We start from the raw sequence: 17331 nt of genomic DNA, 5'->3' as shown, positions 1-17331 counted from the left end.
TCAACCTCAGAGCCCGAGCTGTTCGCGATCGGCCAGCGCGGCGACGAGTTCGGCTTGCGAGGCGGCGTGGCGATAGTTCGCGTCGATTTCGCGCACAGTGGCATCGGCCAGCGCTTCCTCGCGCAGGTTCACCACAAGGAAGTCGCTCGCGCCCAACGAGAAGCGGCGGCGCTCGGCTTCGGCCATCTTGCGGGCGAGGGCGGCTTCGGCAGTGGCAAGGCCGGCGAGCTTCTCGGCACCCTTCACTTGCGTGCGCAAGTTGGTGATCTCAACGCCGATCTGCTCCTCCAGCAGGCGCAGCCGCAGAGACAGGGCATCCTGCTCGGCCGCAACCTCTGCAATGCGGCCCTTGGCCGCGCGCTGTTCGAGCGGCACCGAGAAACGCAGGCCCACCATGCCCTCGGTCGGCGTGCGGACGGGAGATCCCGCGCCGATATCCTTCGATGCTTCCACCCGCACATCGAGGCGCGGCTTCAGATCGTTCTCGGCAAGGCGCGTGCGGATGCCCGCCTGCTCGATCCGCGTGAGCAGCGCCTGAAGATCGGGCCGGGCCGCGATGGCTGCGCTCTGATCTACAAGGCGAGGGGCAACACCGTCGCTCAGTCTTGGAGGCAGCCGCTCGGCCGATGGCACCACCGGCTGACCCAGGCCATCGCGCAGAAACAGGGATAGCGCATTGGCCTGCAACTCCAGATCCTGCTCGGCGCGCACCAGCAGCGCCTGGCGCCGCACGATGTTCTGCTGGTTCTCGGTGCCGAGGATTGAGGGACGGGCACCCAGCTCGATCTGCCGCTCGATCGAGGCCTGCCGTTCCTTGGCAAGATCGTAGATCTCGCGATAGATGCGCACGCGCATGCCAGCTGCCACCCACAGCTGATAGGCCTCGATGGCACGACGTTGCACGCCGATGGCCACCAGATCGCGGTCCAGCTCGGCCAGCTCGATGTCGGCGCCTGCCAGCTCGCGCCGCCCGCGACGTTCGTCGATCACGCGGTCACGCAGCAGCGAGAACAGCATCCCCGCCTTGATCTCGCCGAATTCGTTGGTGATCGACTTGCCTTCGTAAGAAGCGAAGTCACCGAACGACTTGCGGTAGCCGCCATAGACCTGCCCACCGTTGTTCTGGAGCGGGCGATATGCTGAAACCTCGGCCGTGGAACCATTGTAGTAGCCGAGGGGCCGCGTGGTTGCCTCCGCGTTGAACACGAGGTCGAACTGTCCTTCCACGCTGAGCGCGCGGGCATCGGCCTGCCGCTGTCGCGCCATTGCCTCGAGGATCTGCGGGGCATGCGTGGCCGAGGATTGCAATACCTCGCGCAAGGTCAGCTCGCGCGCCTTTGCCACCTGCGCCGCTGCCGGGGTCGCAAGCGACAGGAAGGCGAGGATCGCGGCCACGATCCGGAAGATCATTTCTCTTCCCCGCCCTCACTGTATCCAGCCCCGCCGTAGCCTGCGCCGTCATACTCGTCCGACTTGCCGCCGCTCTTGCTCTTGGTCGATTCCTTGTCGGTCAGGGCCTTGAGCGCGGTTCCCTTACGCGGGCCGGTGTCGACCGGAACCGGGAATTCCAGCGGGAAGTCATTGAGCTGGCGCCACAGTTCGTAGGCGATGGTCACCGTCTCCATCTGGATCCAGCCACGCACCTTCGATCCCAGGCGAACGTAATTGTCGTCTGGCCAGGCGGGCTTCCCCGGCATCGGCTCGACCAGCACGCGGAACAACCCGCTGTTCTGGGCCGAAGGGTCAATCGCCAGTACGCGTCCGTCGAACATGCCCATCGCCACCGACGGCCAGCCGCTGAACTGGATTGCAGGCCAGCCCTCGAAATTCAGGCGCACTGCCTGCCCACGTCGGACGAGCGCCACGTCGCGGCCGTCGACCAGGAGTTCGACCACGCGCTGCTGGCGCTCGGGCGCAATTGTCGCCAGCCAGTCGCCCGCGCTGACCAGAGTTGCACCGGCTGCGGTGTTCAGCTGCTGTATTCGCCCGTCGTGCGGCGCACGAACCAGCTGCGCCGACTGGCGGTTCAGACCGATATTGGCCTTGTTGAGCTTGGCCCGCGCCTCGGCGAGCTTGGCTTCCATTTCGGCCACCTTGATCTGCGTGTTTTCGTAGTCGCGGCGAGCGGCTAGGCCGTCGGCATAGAGCTGGGAGGTACGCGTCACGTCCAGCCGCGCTGTGGCCAGCGCCTGTTCGGCAGCCGCAATCTGCGCAACGACCTGCGCCCGCTCGGCTCCGAGGCTGGCGAGCAGATCGGGGTCGTTGTCGATGATCCGCGCGATCGGATCGCCCTTCTTGACCTGCTGGCCATCGACCACGAACCAGCGCTCGACGCGTCCGGGTACCAGCGCAGTAACCTGCTGGACGCGGTCCTCGGGATTGAGCGCAATCACCTCGCCCCGGCCCGGCGCTGTCTGCACCCACTTCACCGCGAAGAGCAGGATCAGCAACAGTGGAATCGTCGCCGCGATCATCCGCCCCAGCGTGCGGGTGGTGCGCGGCACTTTGAGGCTGGCCAGCGTCGGGAAGGCGGAAAGGTCGTGCCGCACGGAATTACCAGGAGTCATGGCCATGGCTCAGCGCTCCCCTTGGGCGGTGACATCGCCCCGGGCGAATGGCTCGATATCTTCAAGGCAAGTACCCTCGCGCTGTTCCTTCGGGCCAAGCCACAGCCACCGGTCGCGCACCAGTCCTTCGGGTCGTGCGGTGAACTGCAGGATCGTCGTGCCATGCTCGCGCAGCGCTGCGAATACGCCATCGAGCCGTTCGGGCGGCAGCATGTCGTAGATTGGCGAAAGCATAAGCACACGCGGATGCGCCAGCACGGCGCCTGCCAGTTTAAGCGTCATCGTCTCGCCCACTGTCAGCGGAAAGCCCGTGCTTGAGAGCAGAGCGTCGAGCCCACCATCCAGCGCCCCTACGCGGCGGTCGAGACCGACCAGCTCCAGCGCCTGAATCATCGCGTCGGGCCGGTCAGGCGCACTGAGGCCAAGATACTCCCGCACCGACATCTCGACGATGGTCGGACGATCCAGCACGATCACGTCCGAACGCAGGCGATACATGTCGAACGTTGCAAGGTCCGCGCCGCCTACCGAGACGAAACCGCTGCGCGGCACTTCCAGGCGCTTGAGAAGCGTCGCCAGCGTACGTTCCACGCCGGGTGCGGCGAGCACGCCAACTTGCGCTCCACCGGGCACGGCAAAGTCAAAGCGATGCGGGCCATGCTCAACCTGACGCAGGCGGATCGATCCGTCGACAAGTCGAGCAGCGTCGCCTTCTGTCCCGGCAAGAGGGGCACCTTCCTGCGGCACTTCCCAGAACAGGTTCAACTCCTCGAGGCTCGCTGCCAGCTCATAGAAAACCTCGAGATAGGTGCCCAGCTGGGCAATGCCGTAGAACACGCCCGACAGGATCAGCTCGGCGGCCACCAACTGGCCAATCGACAACTCGCCTTCGAGGATCAGCCACCCGCCCAGTGCCAGCAGGCCCGCGCTGGCCAGCGCATAAAGCAGCAGCAGCGCCAGCGTCTGGCCAAAGGTGTAGCGGAAGTGGCGGCGATGAGCCGCGACGTAGTTCGCGGTCATGTCCTCGGACCGGCGGATGGCATAGGCCATGTGCCGGCTCGACTTGTAGACGCCGTTGGAGCCGCCCACCGTACCGAGCCAGTGCGCAGTGGCGTGCTTGGCATGGCTCTTCGACACGGCGCTCGCGATCGACGAGTTGGCCCATATGCGCCAGATGACCAGGACCAGCAGGACCAGCACCAGATTGAAGGCCAGGAAGAACGGGTGGTAGAAGCTCGTCACCAGCAGACCGACAAAGCTCTGCAGAACAATGGTAAAGCCGGCAATCAGCAGGCTTGTCAGCGCCTTCTGCACCACGCCAATGTCAAAGAACCGGTTGAACAGGTCTCCGCGCCGGGAATCGACGAAGAACGGGTTCTGCGCATGAACTGCGCGCAAAGTGATCTCCGCAACGAGCCGAGCGAAGAAGCGCCGCTCGAACTTGGCGAGCAAATGGACACGGAAGGCACTCAGGATGCCCGACAGCAAGAGCAGAGAAAAGAGAATCGCCGCAAGCGTGAGAAGTGGAGCGGGCAGGGCAGTGTTGGCGACCGAGTTGATCAGCAACTGGACCGAAATCGGCGTCGCCAGCGACAGCAGCGATATCGCCGCGCCAAACAGCAGCGCCAGCCGGATAAATGCCGCATCTGGGCCAAGTACCTGAATTGCCCAGCGAAAGAAGTCGCGGAACGTCGGTACGTGGTGATGGTTCGCCCCGGTTGACGTTTCGGAGTGGGCAACGGCCATGATCTTGGTTTAGTCCAATCTTCGCAAGTGCAGCACAAGTGGGGGCGCTTCGATGTCTTTGTGGCAATGATGTGTGAACTTTTTTTGCTGAACCGCAAGAGGCCCACCCGGACACGGATGTGCCACACAACCGAAATAGAGTGGCAAAATCGTGACTTGGGGAACTGACAAGGGTGCATCCGGTTCGGTCCGCAGGGCAGCGCCTCTTTGCCAAGGCTGTCCCGAAGCGGCTATGACGTGATGTTGTCAGCAAGATCGTGGTTTCGTGCTGCAGGTGCTCGGTACGGATCGACTTTGAAGTGGAAAACAGTTGCTTATGAATGATATGTCGATCGAAAGCGGCGCTACCGTAGCCGAGTTGATGGCAAACAGCGGAGTCCCGTTCGGCACCAGCGGCGTGCGCGGACTCGCCGTGGCCATGACCGACAAGCTCTGCCATGCCTATGTAACGGCGTTTCTTCAATATCTTCGCCAGATCGGGGAGTTCTCTTCCGGCGACCGCGTCGCCCTTGCGGGAGACTTGCGCACCAGCACGCCCCGGATTCTCGCCGCTTGCGCCACGGCCGTGCGCGATTGCGGCGGCGAGGTGGTGTTCTGCGGCCTCACGCCGACGCCCGCGCTGGCCTTCCACGCCATGGGTATAGGCATGCCTTCGATCATGGTCACCGGCAGCCACATCCCGGCAGACCGCAACGGCATCAAGTTCTATCGCCCCCATGGCGAAGTGCTCAAGAGCGACGAAGGCGGCATCGTCTCCCAGCGCGTGGCGCAGGACCCGGCCCGCTTCGGCAATGATGACAGCCTGCTCGCCCCGGTCGAAATGCCCCCCGTCACCGATGTGGTTGACGAATACATCGCGCGCTACGTGCGCCACTTCGGTGCCGATGCGCTCGCCGGGCTGACGATCGGCGTCTATCAGCACACTGCAGTCGGCCGGGACGTCCTCGTCCGTGCGGTCGAGGCTCTGGGTGCCAAGGCCGTCCCCTTCGGGCGTGAGACGGTCTTCGTGCCGGTCGATACCGAAGCCATTCGCCAGGAGGACATCGATCTTGCCGCGCAGTGGGCCGCGCAGAACAAAGTCGACGCGATCATTTCCACCGATGGCGATTCCGATCGTCCGCTGGTCGCCGATGCCGCAGGCACCTGGCTGCGCGGCGACATCGTCGGCCTGCTCTGCGCCCGCGCCGTGGCTGCGGACGTGGTGGTCACGCCGGTCAGCTCCAACACGGTGCTGGAACTCAGCGGCACGGTTCCGTCCGTGGTGCGTACCCGGATCGGCTCGCCCTATGTGATCCGGGCGATGATGGACGCTGCCGAGGCAGACCCTGCCGCCCGCGTCTGCGGCTATGAAGCCAATGGCGGCTTCCTCCTTGGCAGCAAGGTTGGCGATCTGGCCGCCTTGCCGACGCGCGATGCCCTGCTGCCGATCATCGCCGTGGTGCTGAACGCCAAGGACCGCCCGCTTGCCGATGCCGTGGCCGACCTGCCCCCGCGCTTCACCTTTTCGGACCGTGTCGCCGATTTCCCGCAGGACAACAGCGCTGCGCTCATTGCCTTCCTGTCGCACGGTCCGGAAGACGAACAGCTCGCGCGGATCGCGCGCCTGTTTGGCGATATTGCTGGCTTCCCCACCGGCATCGACACGACCGATGGCTATCGCATGACCTTTGCCGATGGCGCGATCATCCATTTCCGACCCTCGGGCAACGCCCCTGAACTGCGCTGCTACAGCGAGGCGGAAAGCGAGGAGAAGGCGCGCGACCTCAATGCGCGCGCCTTGGCGCATGTGCTGGCCGATGTCGTGCCGGAGGCGGTTGCCTTCCGCGACACTCACCGCTAATATTGTATGCAACACATACAATATTAGCGGTTTAGGAACAGGCAATGGCCCAGATTATCGATGGCAAGGCGCTCGCCGCGCAAGTGCTGGCGCGCACGGCAAAGGAGGTGGCGGATATCGTCGCCAGCGGCGGCACGGCACCCGGCCTTGCCGTGATTCTCGTCGGCAACGATCCGGCAAGCGAAGTCTATGTCGGTCGCAAGATCAGCCAGTGCCGCAAGGCCGGCATCCGCTCGATCGAGCACCGGCTGCCAGCCGATACGCCGCAGGATACCGTGCTTGACCTGATCGACGAGTTGAATGCCGATCCCGCGATCCACGGCATCCTTGTCCAGCTGCCGCTGCCCAAGCACATCGACGCCGCGCTTGTGCTCGACCGGATTGATCCCGGGAAGGACGTCGACGGCTTCCACCCGGTCAACGTCGGCCGCCTGTCCACCGGCACCGGAGGCCTCGTTCCCTGCACTCCGCTTGGCGTCATGCTCCTGCTCGACAGCGTGATCGACGATTATCGCGGCCTCAACGTCGTGGTCATCGGCAAGTCGAACATCGTCGGCAAGCCCGTCTCGATGCTCCTGCTCGAGCGCGAGGCGACTGTCACCGTCACGCACATCGAGACCAAGGACCTGCCCGATGTCGCGCGCAAGGCCGATGTCATCGTCGCCGCCGCCGGTGCGCCTCACCTCGTGCGCGGTTACTGGGTCAAGCCCGGCGCGGTGGTCATCGATGTCGGCATTACCCGGGTGGTCGATCACGATGGCAACACCAGGATCGTTGGTGATTGCGCCACGCATGAACTCGATCACGCCAAGGCGGTGACGCCCGTGCCCGGCGGCGTGGGGCCAATGACGATAGCCTGCCTGCTCAGCAACACGGTGCTTGCAGCCAAACAGGCATCGTATGCATGATTTGCAACTCACTTAGCGCCGTTCGCACTTGCAGCATTAGGCGCCAACGTGGATAGAGGGGGTGCCTTTCAGGCATCCTCTCCCAAACTTTCCAAGGGGCTGGCGCAAGTCAGCCCCCTTTTTTGCCTTCGCGATTCTCAGTCTTGGGGCTTGGGCTGCGGCTTGGCCGGGCGTACCAGCAACAGCAGCGGGATCGCGCAGATGCAAGCCAGGGCCATGACATAGAAGTCATTGATATAGGCGATCATCGCCGCCTGCTGGTTGACCATCCCATCCATCACCCGCAGCATCGTGTCGCCCACCCCGCCATAGGCCGTGATCCTGTCCAGATCGAAGGGCACAAGCGTGCGCGTCACGTGGGCGCCAAGTTCGGCATGGTTGACCTGGATGTTCCGCGCCAGCTCGACCGAGGCCGCCGAAATCCCGATCGAGGAACCAAGGTTGCGCATCAGGTTTCCAAGGCTCGAGGCATCGGTGCGGTACTGCGGAGGCAGGGTCGCAAACGAGATCAGGTTCATCGGCATGAACGTGAAGCTGAGGCCGAGCCCCTGGAGCAGCCCCGCCATGATGATCGGCCCGCGCGGCATTTCCAGCGACCACCCGGTCATCATCCACATGGATGCGCCCATCAGCAGCAGCCCCAGCGCCAGCAGCGCGCGCGCGTCCACTTTGGTCATGAAGCGCCCGAACAGCGTGATCGACGCCAGCATGCCGATTCCGCGTGGCGCCAGCAACATGCCCGATTGCAGCGGCGTATAGCCGTAGATCTGCTGGAGCAGCCCCGGCAGCAGCGCCATTACCGACATCATGACGAGCCCAATCAGGAACATGAAGGCAAGGCCCACCGTGAAATTGCGGTCGTGGAACAGCCCGGCGGGAAAAAGCGGATGTGCCGTGCCCGACAAGTGGAACACGGCCAGCCACGCACAGGCCACGGCCACCACGGCATAAGTCACGATCTCGGCCGAAGCAAACCAGTCGAGCGTCAGCCCACGGTCGAGAATCAGCTGCAGGGCCGAAACGGTGAGCGCCACCAGCACCCAACCGGTAATGTCCACGCGTCGCCGCTTCGTCGGTGTCTTGGGCAGATAGAGCAGCAGCAGCACGAAGCATATGAGGCCCACTGGCAAGTTCACGTAGAACACCCAGCGCCAGCTGTAGTTGTCGGTCAGGAATCCGCCGATGATCGGCCCGGTGATCGGTCCGAGCATCACGCCCTGCGTATAGAGGCCCATCATTCTGGGCCTCTCCTCCGCCGTGCTGGAATCCAGCGTTATCGTCTGCGCCAGTGGTGACAGGAATGCGCCGCCAAGCCCCTGCAGGATGCGGAAGAGCACCATCTGCTCTAGGCTGTGCGCCGCGCCGCACAGCATCGATGCAACGGTAAACAGTAGGACCGAGGCCAGCATCATTGTGCGGATGCCGAACTTGTCGACCAGCCATCCGGCCAGCGGCAGCGCAACAGCCGATGCCAGCACGTAGCTTGTGAGCACCCAGGTGATCGTGTCCTGCGTGGCACTGAGCGATGCGGTCATGTGCGGCAGGGCAACGTTCGCGATCGTCGTGTCGAGGGTGTACATGACCATCGCCGCCATCGCGCCGACCAGCATCAGCGGTCGGTTGCGCGAGACGAGCGGCGGATTTTCCGCGCTACTTGCCGACATGAACCGTGACGTCGGAACTCAGCCCCGCGATCAGCGGCCGCTCGGACTTGCTGTCGATGGCGATGCGCACCGGTACGCGCTGGATCACCTTGACCCAGTTGCCCGTGGCGTTTTGCGCCGGCAGCACCGAGAACTCCGACCCCGTGCCCGCACCGATGGAATCGACATGGCCTTTCAGTTTCAGCCCCGGATAGGCGTCGATCTCGATCTCGGCAGGCTGGCCCGGGCGCATGCGGCCCAGGTCTGTCTCCTTGAAGTTCGCCTCCACCCGCGCACTGCCGTCGCGCACGATCGACAGCATCGGTACGCCGGGGAACACCATCTGCCCCACCTGCAGCCGCGAGACCTGGGTGACGATCCCGTCAGCGGGCGCGCGTACCACCGTGCGCTCGATGTCGAGCGTTGCCTTGGCCCGGTTAGCCTGCGCTGCTGCGATGGCGGGATTGACGCCAGGCACTTGCGCCCCGTTGGCCAGTTCGGCCCGCGCCTGCTCCACTTCGGCGCGGATCGAGACGATCTTGTCGCGCGCCACCGCCACGGCATGCTCTGCCGCATCCATCCGCGCGCGAGTGTTGAAGCCCTTTTCCATCAGCGCCTTCTCGCGCGCGAAGTTGGCCTGGGCCAGTGCCAGATCGTCGCCCGCCGCGGCAAGGTCTGCAGCCTTGGCGGCAACGTCGGCGTTGAGCGCGGTCACTCTGGCCTGCGCAGTCGCGATCTGGGCGTCGGCCTGCTGGACGGTTGCGGTGAAGGTCGAAGGATCGATCGTGAACAGCACGTCGCCCGCCTTGACGTGCTGGTTGTCGCGCACCTTGACCTGCGTGATGAGCCCGCTGACCTCGCCCGCCACGGCAACGATGTCCTGCTTGATATAGGCGTTGTCGGTCTCGACCACGCCGGGATTGCCGAACCAGTACCACAGGCCGCCTGCCACGGCAGCAACCGGCCCGAGGATCATCAGTACCGTGCGCATCCGCCTGGAGCGCGTCGCTCCGGCATGCTCGCTGGCAGCCAATGCTGCAGGAGATACTGCGGCGGGCGTATTCTCGGGAGGGAAGGGGTCAGCCTCAGCCATGGATCAGGTTCGCTTCAGGAGTTGCATCGTTGGAAAGGTTGGATCGGACCCGCTCGAGCAGAGCCAGCAGCACGGCATGGTCCTCTTCGGAAAGTCCCGAGACCGCCTCGCTGATTGCCTGCTGCGCGAACGGTGCCATGTGTCTGACGAGATCCTCGCCCTTGGGCGTCAGGTGCAGGCACCAGCACCTGCGATCCGAGGGATCGTGCCGCCGCTCGACAAGGTCCATCTTCTCCAGCCGGTCGATCATGCGGCCCGCCGTGATCGGCTCGACTTCGAGCCAGCTTGCCAGGGCGCCCTGGTTCGTGCCGGGATCACGCTGGATCGCTGCCAGCATCCGCCATTGCGGACCTGTCACGCCAAAGTGCTGCGCGCTCGCGGCAAAACGCTTGCGGAACAGACGTCCGACGTCAGATGACAAGAAGGCCACGTTGACTTTCATGCCGTGGCGATAATAGCAATGCTTATATTCTTCAATCCGGAAAAAGAACAGGATGTTCAATAACGAACTGGCCGCGGCGCGAGACTATCAGGCAGCGGCCAGGGCCGCGCTGGCTGCCCGTCTGGAAGGCTCGCGCATCGACGAGCACCAGCGAGGCGCCCACGGATTTGCCTGGATCGCTACCAGCGTCGCCGCGCTGGAGGCCACATCGGCATGGGCCGCACGCAGCGATTCAGCACTCGACCACGCCGTTGCCCGGCTCGCCTTTTCCGAGACGCTGGCCCAGGTCGTCGGCGGATTGCCGATGGGCCAGAACGAGATCGTCCGCCCCGCAGACCTCGACCTCGGCCTGGCCGCACGCATATTGGCCGAAGCCTGCGTCCACCTGATCGATGCCGACCATGCGGAAACCCGCGCCGAAATAGCCGCCGCGCTCGCCTCGGGCCTATGGCCGTCTGACAGTTTCGGCGATGACGACCTCGACACCATCCGCGACCAGTTCCGCCGCTTCACCGACGCGCAGATCCTGCCCCACGCGCATCATTGGCACCTCGCCAACGCGCTGATCCCGGACGAGACCGTGCGCGCCATGGCCGATCTCGGCACCTTCGGCGTCTGCATTCCGGAAGAGTTCGGTGGCCTCGGCCTCGGGAAGCTGGTCATGTGCGTCGTCACCGAGGAGCTTTCGCGCGGATGGATCGGCGCAGGCTCGCTGGGTACGCGCTCCGAGATTGCAGGCGAACTGATCGTACTCGGCGGCACGCCTGACCAGAAAGCAAAGTGGCTCCCCGCCATTGCCAGCGGAGACGTCCTGCCCACCGCCGTGTTCACCGAACCCGATACCGGCTCCGACCTTGGCTCGCTCCAGACCCGCGCGCGTCGTTCTGCGTCTGGCGAATGGGTGGTCGACGGTGCCAAGACCTGGATCACCCACGCCGCCCGGTCGGACATGATGACTCTGCTCGCCCGCACGTTGCCGGAAGCGAAGGGCTATGCCGGCCTCTCGATGCTGCTCGTTCCCAAGCCGCGCGGCACTCAAGACGATTCCTTTCCTGCCCACGGGATGACCGGCAGCGAGATCGAAGTGCTCGGCTATCGTGGCATGCGCGAATACGCGCTGCAGTTTGATGGCATGACCGCGCCTGCCGATGCCTTGCTCGGCGGCGAGGAAGGGCAAGGCTTCAAGCAGCTGATGCGCACCTTCGAAGGCGCCCGCATCCAGACCGCCGCCCGCGCCGTCGGCGTTGCCCGCCGCGCATTGGAACTCGGGCTCGACTATGCGCGCAGCCGCAAGCAGTTCGGCAAGGCCATCGTCCATTTCCCCCGCGTGGCCGACAAGCTGGCAATGAGCCTCGTCGATATCGTCATGGCCCGCGAGCTCACGTATGCCGCAGCCCGCGCCAAGGATTCGGGCAAGCGCTGCGATATCGAGGCCGGCATGGCCAAGCTTCTCGCCGCCCGCGCTGCGTGGTCCAACGCCGATGCCGCATTGCAGATCCACGGCGGCAACGGCTATGCGCTCGAATACGAGATCAGCCGCGTTCTGTGCGACGCGCGCATTCTCAACATCTTCGAGGGCGCCGCCGAGATACAGGCGCAAGTGATCGCTCGGGGCCTGCTGGAGGGGCGCAATTGACGGGCATGTGGGACGCATGGATCGGCCGAACCGAGCGCCGCGCCGAGCGGGCGGACGCCAGCCTCGCCATTCGCTGGCTCGCGACGCTTGATCGTGAAGCACCGGCCAGCAACACCATGCCGCAAGGCTTCCACTGGTGCCTGTGCACGCCCGATGCGCCGACCTCCCGGCTTGGCTCCGACGGTCACCCCCGGCGCGATGACAGCCCCGACAGCTTCCTGCCCCCGGTGCAGCTCCCGCGCCGCATGTGGGCCTCAAGCAAGGTCGAGTTTCTTGCGCCGCTTACGCTGTCGGCCCCTGTCGAACGCCTGTCGACTGTCGTGGCGGTCAGCGAGAAGGAGGGCGGAAGCGGCAATCTCGTTTTCGTCGACATCGCGCATGAAACGCTGTGCGACGGTGAACTTGCCGTCCGGGAAGTGCAGACCGTTGTCTATCGTGATGCCGCGCCAGCGGGAAGCCCGCCGGTCCCGCCACCGCCTGCCGCTGCCACCTTCGATCCGGCACCGTGGTCTGCCCACCGCACCATCGTGCCTGATGAACGCCTGCTGTTCCGCTACTCGGCGCTGACCTTCAATAGCCACCGCATCCACTACGATCAGCCCTATGCCACGCAGCAAGAGGGCTATCGCGGCCTCGTCGTCCACGGCCCGCTGACCGCCACGCTGCTGCTCGATCTCGCTCAGCGCGAGCGGGGCGACAATGCGCTGAAAAGCTTCGCCTTCCGTGGCCTGTCACCTGCAATCTGCGGCGAACCACTCCATCTCGTCATGCGCGGGGCAGGGGAAGCCATAGACCTTGCCGCCTTCGCCTCGGACGGGCGTCAGGTCATGACAGCAAGCGCAACCGGCTGAACGCCTCCCGACGTCATTGCGAGCGGAGCGAAGCAATTCAGAGGTTGCTCCAAGCCGCTCTGGATTGCTTCTTCCGCTTTGCGGGCTCGCAATGACGAAGTGCTTGAAGACGACCAGTACCGGTCACCCGGCTCAAGCCGAAGGAATTGCCCGCTCGCCCACGATGTTCAGGCCATAACCTTCCAGCGCCACAAGGTTGTGGTGCGAATTGGTCAGCAGCACCATGTCGTGAATGCCAAGGTCGGCAAGGATCTGCGCACCGATACCATAGCTGCGCAGCTCCATGTCGTGGCCGGCGGTGCCGCTCACTTCGCGCTGCAGCTGCTCGGGATCGGTCGGCATCAGCAGCACGATCACGCCCGAACCGGCTTCGCCGATTTCCGTCATCGCGCGCTGAAGGATGCGTTTGCGCGGGCCGGGCTGGCCAAGCACGTCGGACAGGACCGAGATCGAGTGCATGCGCACCAGCGTCGGCTTGCCTGCCACGATCGGGCCCTTTTGCAGCACCAGGTGCACCGAGCCGTCGACCTTGTTGCGATAGGTCTTGATCGTCCAGTCGCCGCCGTAGTCGGTGTGGAACGGCGCCTGATCGAGGCACTCGACGAGGTGGTCATGCTTGCGGCGATAGGCGATCAGGTCGCGGATCGTGCCGATCTTCAACCCATGCTTGCGTGCGAACGGAATCAGGTCGTCCATGCGCGCCATCGTGCCGTCGTCGTTCATGATCTCGCAGATCACGCCCGAAGGATTGAGGCCGGCAAGACGCGGCAGGTCGACAGCGGCCTCGGTGTGCCCCGCGCGCACCAGCACGCCGCCATCACGCGCGATCAGCGGGAAGACGTGGCCGGGCGTGACGATATCGTCCCGACCCTTGTTGGCATCCACCGCCACGGCAACGGTACGGGCGCGGTCTGCTGCCGAAATCCCGGTATCCACGCCCTCGCGCGCCTCGATCGAGACAGTGAAGGCCGTACCATGACGCGTGCCGTTGTTGCGGCTCATCAGTTCGAGCCCGAGCTTGTTGGCACGTTCGCTGGTCAGGCAAAGGCAGATCAGGCCACGGCCATGGGTGGCCATGAAGTTGATCGATTCCGGCGTTGCCATCTGCGCGGGGATCACCAGATCGCCCTCGTTTTCGCGATCCTCGTCGTCCACCAGGATGACCATGCGCCCGTTGCGCACGTCCGCGATGATTTCCTCGACCGTGGCGAGGCTGAAATCGTCGTCGTCGCTATCGTCCATCGCGCGTTCGAGCTTGGTCAGCGTGTCGGCGGTCGGGTTCCAGTCCGGCGAGAGCGCATCGCGCAAGGTGTTGGGATGAAGACCTGCCGCACGGGCAAGCGCCGCCCGCGAAATGACCCGATCCTCGATGAGCTTGCGCGCACGCGCCACAATGTCCTGTGCCATGAGTCGCGATGTCGCACATCGCTGTGGCAAAGGTCAATCCAAATCACATCATAATGTCATTTCGCCCGTGGAAAGTGACTCTCCGATGGCCTGCGCCACCATTTCACGCAATGGCAGCTGCGCTCTCATGCGGATCGCCAGCAGCGCGGTGCCGCTGACCTTGCGCTGCACGAACAGCGTGTCGACCGGCGGAATGTGCCAGGAGGCGCGGTCGGCCGCCACCGCTTCGGCCTCGGCGCGTACCCGTTCGACGAACGAGCGGTCGGAAAAGTCGAACAGGCCCGGCTTTCCCAGGTGCCCAATCAGCACGTCAAGCATCCGGTCGAACGCCGCCCCATGGCGCGCAACCTGTTGGTCCGAAACGAAACCCACGTTGACCAGCGCTGACCGCAAGGCCGCGCGATCCTCCGCCAGGCCCGCCCGCAACATCCGCCGGTAAGCCTTGGCCGTCCCCGCCGGAACCTCGCGCGCCGCACCGAAGTCTAGCAGCACCAGCTTGCCGGTCTCGGGCTGCCACCGGAAATTGGCGAAGTTTGGATCGGTCTGCATGAAGCCGAATGAAAAAAGCTCGCGCAAGGTCAGGTCGAGCAGCGCCGCCATGGCCTTGTTGCGCACCTCGAGAGGGGCGGCGAGGAGGGATTCGATGGGACGCGTCTCAATGAAATCCATCGCCAGAACGTTCTTGCCACAGAGGGGCGCGTAGGGGCGGGGGATCAGGAAGGCGTCCTCGCCCGCCAGCATCCTGCCATAGCGTTGCATCATCTCTGCCTCGCGGAGATAGTCGGACTCCTCGTGGAGTTGCCGCTTTGCCTCGGAGAGTAGGAGATTTACATCAAGGCCGGGCGGCAGCAGTCCGGACACCCGCAGGAGCGTTGCCACGTTGTCGACATCAGCGTCGATGCTGGCCGCGATTCCGGGATATTGCACCTTGATTGCAAGCACTTGGCCATCAGGCAGCACGGCCTTGTGGACCTGTCCGATCGAGGCGGCCGCGATGGGCTGCGCGCCGAAACTGCGGAACTTCGTCCGCCAGCCCGCGCCCCACTGCGCATTCAGCACTTTCTCGAGCTGGGTAGGCGGGATGTAGTGCGCAGAGTCCCGCAAACGCGCGAGAATCTCGGTCAGTTCGCGCGGCAGGACGTCTCCGGCGTCGAGCGAAATCATCTGCCCAAGCTTCATCGCAGCGCCGCGCAGGCGCGAGAGCTGGTCTGCAACTCTCGTGGCATTTCCAGGGGTTAGCAGAAGCTCGGACAGCTTTGGCGCTTCTCCCCGCGCCAGTCGCCGCGCCCCTTCGCCCAGCATATTGGCGGCAACGCCTCCCGCCAGCTGACCAAACGCAGCAAATCGCGACAGCCGCGCCGTCGGCACCTTGCGATAACGCGATCCGCTCATTTCATAAGCCTTTGCAATGCCGGGCGAATCTTCAGGAACGCGCGATAGGCACCTTCCAGCACCATCTCGACCGGACGCCAGCGCGCCAACAGGCCCAGCCAGCGCAAGGCCGGAACCGCCCGCCACATCGCCGCAAAGGCCGCCGCGCCCGAATGAACGCGGTCACCTTCGGACACGTGAAAGCGCGCAAGCGCCAGCTCTCGATCGACCGGGCATGGCGCGTAAGGGTCGGCAATATCGACAAAATCGATCGCACCCTCACGGTCCAACCGCTGTATCATCGCGATCTCGCGCGAGCAGAGCGGACAGGCGCCGTCGTACCAGACGGTTACCTGTTCGGGTGGAGAAGCAGTTGGCATGGTTGCGGTATGGCCCCGGCATCGTCCAAGCGAGACCTGCCATTTGGGGAAGCCTTCGTAGCGAACATATTTTACATAAGATATATTATCGGTTCTAAAGTCGAAGTTCCATAGCGTCGTCCTATACTATCATCGCAGAACAATACTTTTCGTGAGAGATAGAGACCGCTACGCGGGTTGACGGAAAGTGGGAGAACTGCCGATGACGACGCTCATCCGCAACGTGCGGATTTTCGATGGCGAACAGAGTCTTGCGAGCCTTGGCTCAGTTCTTGTCGAGGATGGCCGGATCAAGGCCATCGCCGAATCGGCAGACGGACTGGACGACGCCGATGCCGCAACGGTCATCGAAGGGGCTGAGCGCACGCTGATGCCCGGTATGGTCGAGGCCCATGCCCATCTCACCTGGGGCTCCTCGGTCGAGAAGATCTATCACCAGTTTATCCTCCCTCCCGAGGAATTGAAGATCGCCGCGTGGCGCAATGCCCGCGTGCTGCTCGATCATGGCTTTACCAGCGCCTATTCGGCAGGCGCGCTGGGCGATGGCATCGAGGTGGAACTGGCAAGGGCGATCAACGCCGGGGAAACGCCCGGCCCCCGCCTGATCCCCTCGACGCTCGAGCGCAGCCCGGAAGGTGCCGAGGGCGTGGAGACCGGCGATGTGTTCAACGGGCGCGGGCCCGAAGCCATCCGCAAGTTCGTGGCCTACTGCAAGGACCAGGGCATCGGGTCGCTCAAGCTTGTCGTCTCGGGCGAGGATGCCCTGAAGCCGGGCTCAGCGCAGGACGTGCTCTATACCGACGAGGAAATGGAAGCAGCGGGTGTGGCAGCGCGCGAGGCCGGGCTCTGGATCGCAACGCACGCATACTACCCCAAGGCCATCGAGCTTGCCCTCAAGGCAGGCGCGCGGATTATCTATCACGCCTCCTATGCCGACGAGGCCGCTGCCGACGCGATGATCGCAGCCCGGGACACCACGTTCTACGCCCCCTCACCCGGCGTTTCGATCGCCGCGCTAGAAGCCACCCCGCCTCCACACATCGACATGAGCCACATGAAGAAGAGCGCGGCAGAGCGGATGGAGCTGGAATCGAAGCTCGTCCCGGCGCTCAAGGCGCGCGGCATGCGCATCCTGATTGGCGGGGACTATGGTTTTCCGTTCAATCCCATTGGCCGTAACGCGCGCGACCTCGAGATCTTCGTCGACCACTTCGGCTATACGCCCCCCGAAGCCCTCAAGGCCGCCACTGCGCTAGGTGGCGAACTGATGGGGTTTGAAGTCGGACGCATCAAGGAAGGCTGGCTCGCCGACCTCCTCCTCGTCGACGGGGACCCGACGCAGGACGTGCGCGTCCTTCAGGACAAGAGCAAGCTCGTGATGATCATGAAGGGCGGTATTCTCTACAAGACTCCCCAGGCGGCCGAAGGGGCTGCCGCGTGATGACAA

14 protein-coding genes are annotated in these 17331 nt (G+C 64.4%); 5 read left to right on the top strand and 9 right to left on the bottom strand.

Annotated features, from left to right (window positions below; translation table 11 throughout):
* Positions 1 to 6 precede the first annotated feature (6 nt).
* The 3 genes from ACZ1JX_RS19205 to ACZ1JX_RS19195 all read right to left on the bottom strand — a co-directional run bounded on the left by ACZ1JX_RS19205 (position 7) and on the right by ACZ1JX_RS19195 (position 4313).
* Entirely contained in the window at positions 7 to 1410 is a 1404-nt protein-coding gene (locus ACZ1JX_RS19205) for a TolC family protein (protein ID WP_465126546.1), read from the bottom strand.
* Entirely contained in the window at positions 1407 to 2474 is a 1068-nt protein-coding gene (locus ACZ1JX_RS19200; protein WP_465126876.1) for an efflux RND transporter periplasmic adaptor subunit, read from the bottom strand. The genes ACZ1JX_RS19205 and ACZ1JX_RS19200 overlap by 4 nt, the downstream gene beginning before the upstream one ends.
* Before the next feature lie 102 nt (positions 2475 to 2576).
* Positions 2577 to 4313, bottom strand: coding sequence for an ABC transporter transmembrane domain-containing protein (locus ACZ1JX_RS19195; RefSeq protein ID WP_465126545.1), 1737 nt, complete (start codon positions 4311 to 4313; stop codon positions 2577 to 2579).
* 316 nt (positions 4314 to 4629) lie between these two features.
* Between ACZ1JX_RS19195 and ACZ1JX_RS19190 the strand changes: the two genes are divergently transcribed.
* Both ACZ1JX_RS19190 and folD read left to right on the top strand, forming a co-directional pair.
* Positions 4630 to 6153: a phosphomannomutase gene (locus ACZ1JX_RS19190; RefSeq protein WP_465126544.1), complete on the top strand. Its 1524-nt coding sequence runs from the start codon at positions 4630 to 4632 to the stop codon at positions 6151 to 6153.
* 44 nt (positions 6154 to 6197) lie between these two features.
* A complete protein-coding gene (folD, locus tag ACZ1JX_RS19185) occupies positions 6198 to 7061 on the top strand; it encodes a bifunctional methylenetetrahydrofolate dehydrogenase/methenyltetrahydrofolate cyclohydrolase FolD (RefSeq protein WP_465126543.1) in 864 nt (287 codons plus the stop codon).
* Between the two features lie 137 nt (positions 7062 to 7198).
* Here folD and ACZ1JX_RS19180 read toward each other — a convergent pair whose 3' ends face one another.
* From ACZ1JX_RS19180 to ACZ1JX_RS19170, 3 genes are read right to left on the bottom strand one after another with little or no spacing between them, the layout of a single operon-like run.
* Positions 7199 to 8725 (bottom strand): DHA2 family efflux MFS transporter permease subunit, encoded by a 1527-nt coding sequence (locus ACZ1JX_RS19180; protein ID WP_465126542.1) that lies wholly within the window; start codon positions 8723 to 8725, stop codon positions 7199 to 7201.
* Complete coding sequence (locus ACZ1JX_RS19175) at positions 8712 to 9797, bottom strand: HlyD family secretion protein (protein ID WP_465126541.1); 1086 nt, start codon at positions 9795 to 9797, stop codon at positions 8712 to 8714. The genes ACZ1JX_RS19180 and ACZ1JX_RS19175 overlap by 14 nt, the downstream gene beginning before the upstream one ends.
* The gene (locus tag ACZ1JX_RS19170; protein ID WP_465126540.1) at positions 9790 to 10239 is read right to left on the bottom strand and encodes a MarR family winged helix-turn-helix transcriptional regulator; all 450 of its coding nucleotides are present in this window, start codon (positions 10237 to 10239) and stop codon (positions 9790 to 9792) included. The genes ACZ1JX_RS19175 and ACZ1JX_RS19170 overlap by 8 nt, the downstream gene beginning before the upstream one ends.
* Positions 10240 to 10291: 52 nt before the next feature.
* Here ACZ1JX_RS19170 and ACZ1JX_RS19165 point away from each other — a divergent pair, with 52 nt between their 5' ends.
* Both ACZ1JX_RS19165 and ACZ1JX_RS19160 read left to right on the top strand, forming a co-directional pair.
* Positions 10292 to 11875, top strand: a complete 1584-nt coding sequence (locus tag ACZ1JX_RS19165) for an acyl-CoA dehydrogenase family protein (protein ID WP_465126539.1) — start codon at positions 10292 to 10294, stop codon at positions 11873 to 11875.
* 5 nt (positions 11876 to 11880) lie between these two features.
* A complete protein-coding gene (locus tag ACZ1JX_RS19160; protein ID WP_465126875.1) occupies positions 11881 to 12726 on the top strand; it encodes an HTD2 family dehydratase in 846 nt (281 codons plus the stop codon).
* A 132-nt stretch (positions 12727 to 12858) separates the two neighbouring features.
* On the opposite strand, the gene ribB is transcribed toward ACZ1JX_RS19160, so the two are convergent.
* The 3 genes from ribB to ACZ1JX_RS19145 are packed head-to-tail and all read right to left on the bottom strand — an operon-like array spanning position 12859 to position 15884.
* Positions 12859 to 14133, bottom strand: a complete 1275-nt coding sequence (ribB, locus tag ACZ1JX_RS19155; protein ID WP_465126538.1) for a 3,4-dihydroxy-2-butanone-4-phosphate synthase — start codon at positions 14131 to 14133, stop codon at positions 12859 to 12861.
* 48 nt (positions 14134 to 14181) lie between these two features.
* Entirely contained in the window at positions 14182 to 15525 is a 1344-nt protein-coding gene (locus ACZ1JX_RS19150) for an ABC1 kinase family protein (RefSeq protein ID WP_465126537.1), read from the bottom strand.
* The gene (locus ACZ1JX_RS19145; RefSeq protein ID WP_465126536.1) at positions 15522 to 15884 is read right to left on the bottom strand and encodes a thiol-disulfide oxidoreductase DCC family protein; all 363 of its coding nucleotides are present in this window, start codon (positions 15882 to 15884) and stop codon (positions 15522 to 15524) included. The genes ACZ1JX_RS19150 and ACZ1JX_RS19145 overlap by 4 nt, the downstream gene beginning before the upstream one ends.
* Positions 15885 to 16086: 202 nt before the next feature.
* Between ACZ1JX_RS19145 and ACZ1JX_RS19140 the strand changes: the two genes are divergently transcribed.
* Complete coding sequence (locus ACZ1JX_RS19140; protein ID WP_465126535.1) at positions 16087 to 17325, top strand: amidohydrolase family protein; 1239 nt, start codon at positions 16087 to 16089, stop codon at positions 17323 to 17325.
* The last annotated feature ends 6 nt before the right edge of the window (positions 17326 to 17331 follow it).

Source organism: Novosphingobium sp. BL-A-41-Hi4A-0G, assembly GCF_055521735.1.
The sequence above is the reverse complement of the archived record's forward strand: the minus strand, read 5'-3'. Positions and strand labels throughout refer to the sequence as shown.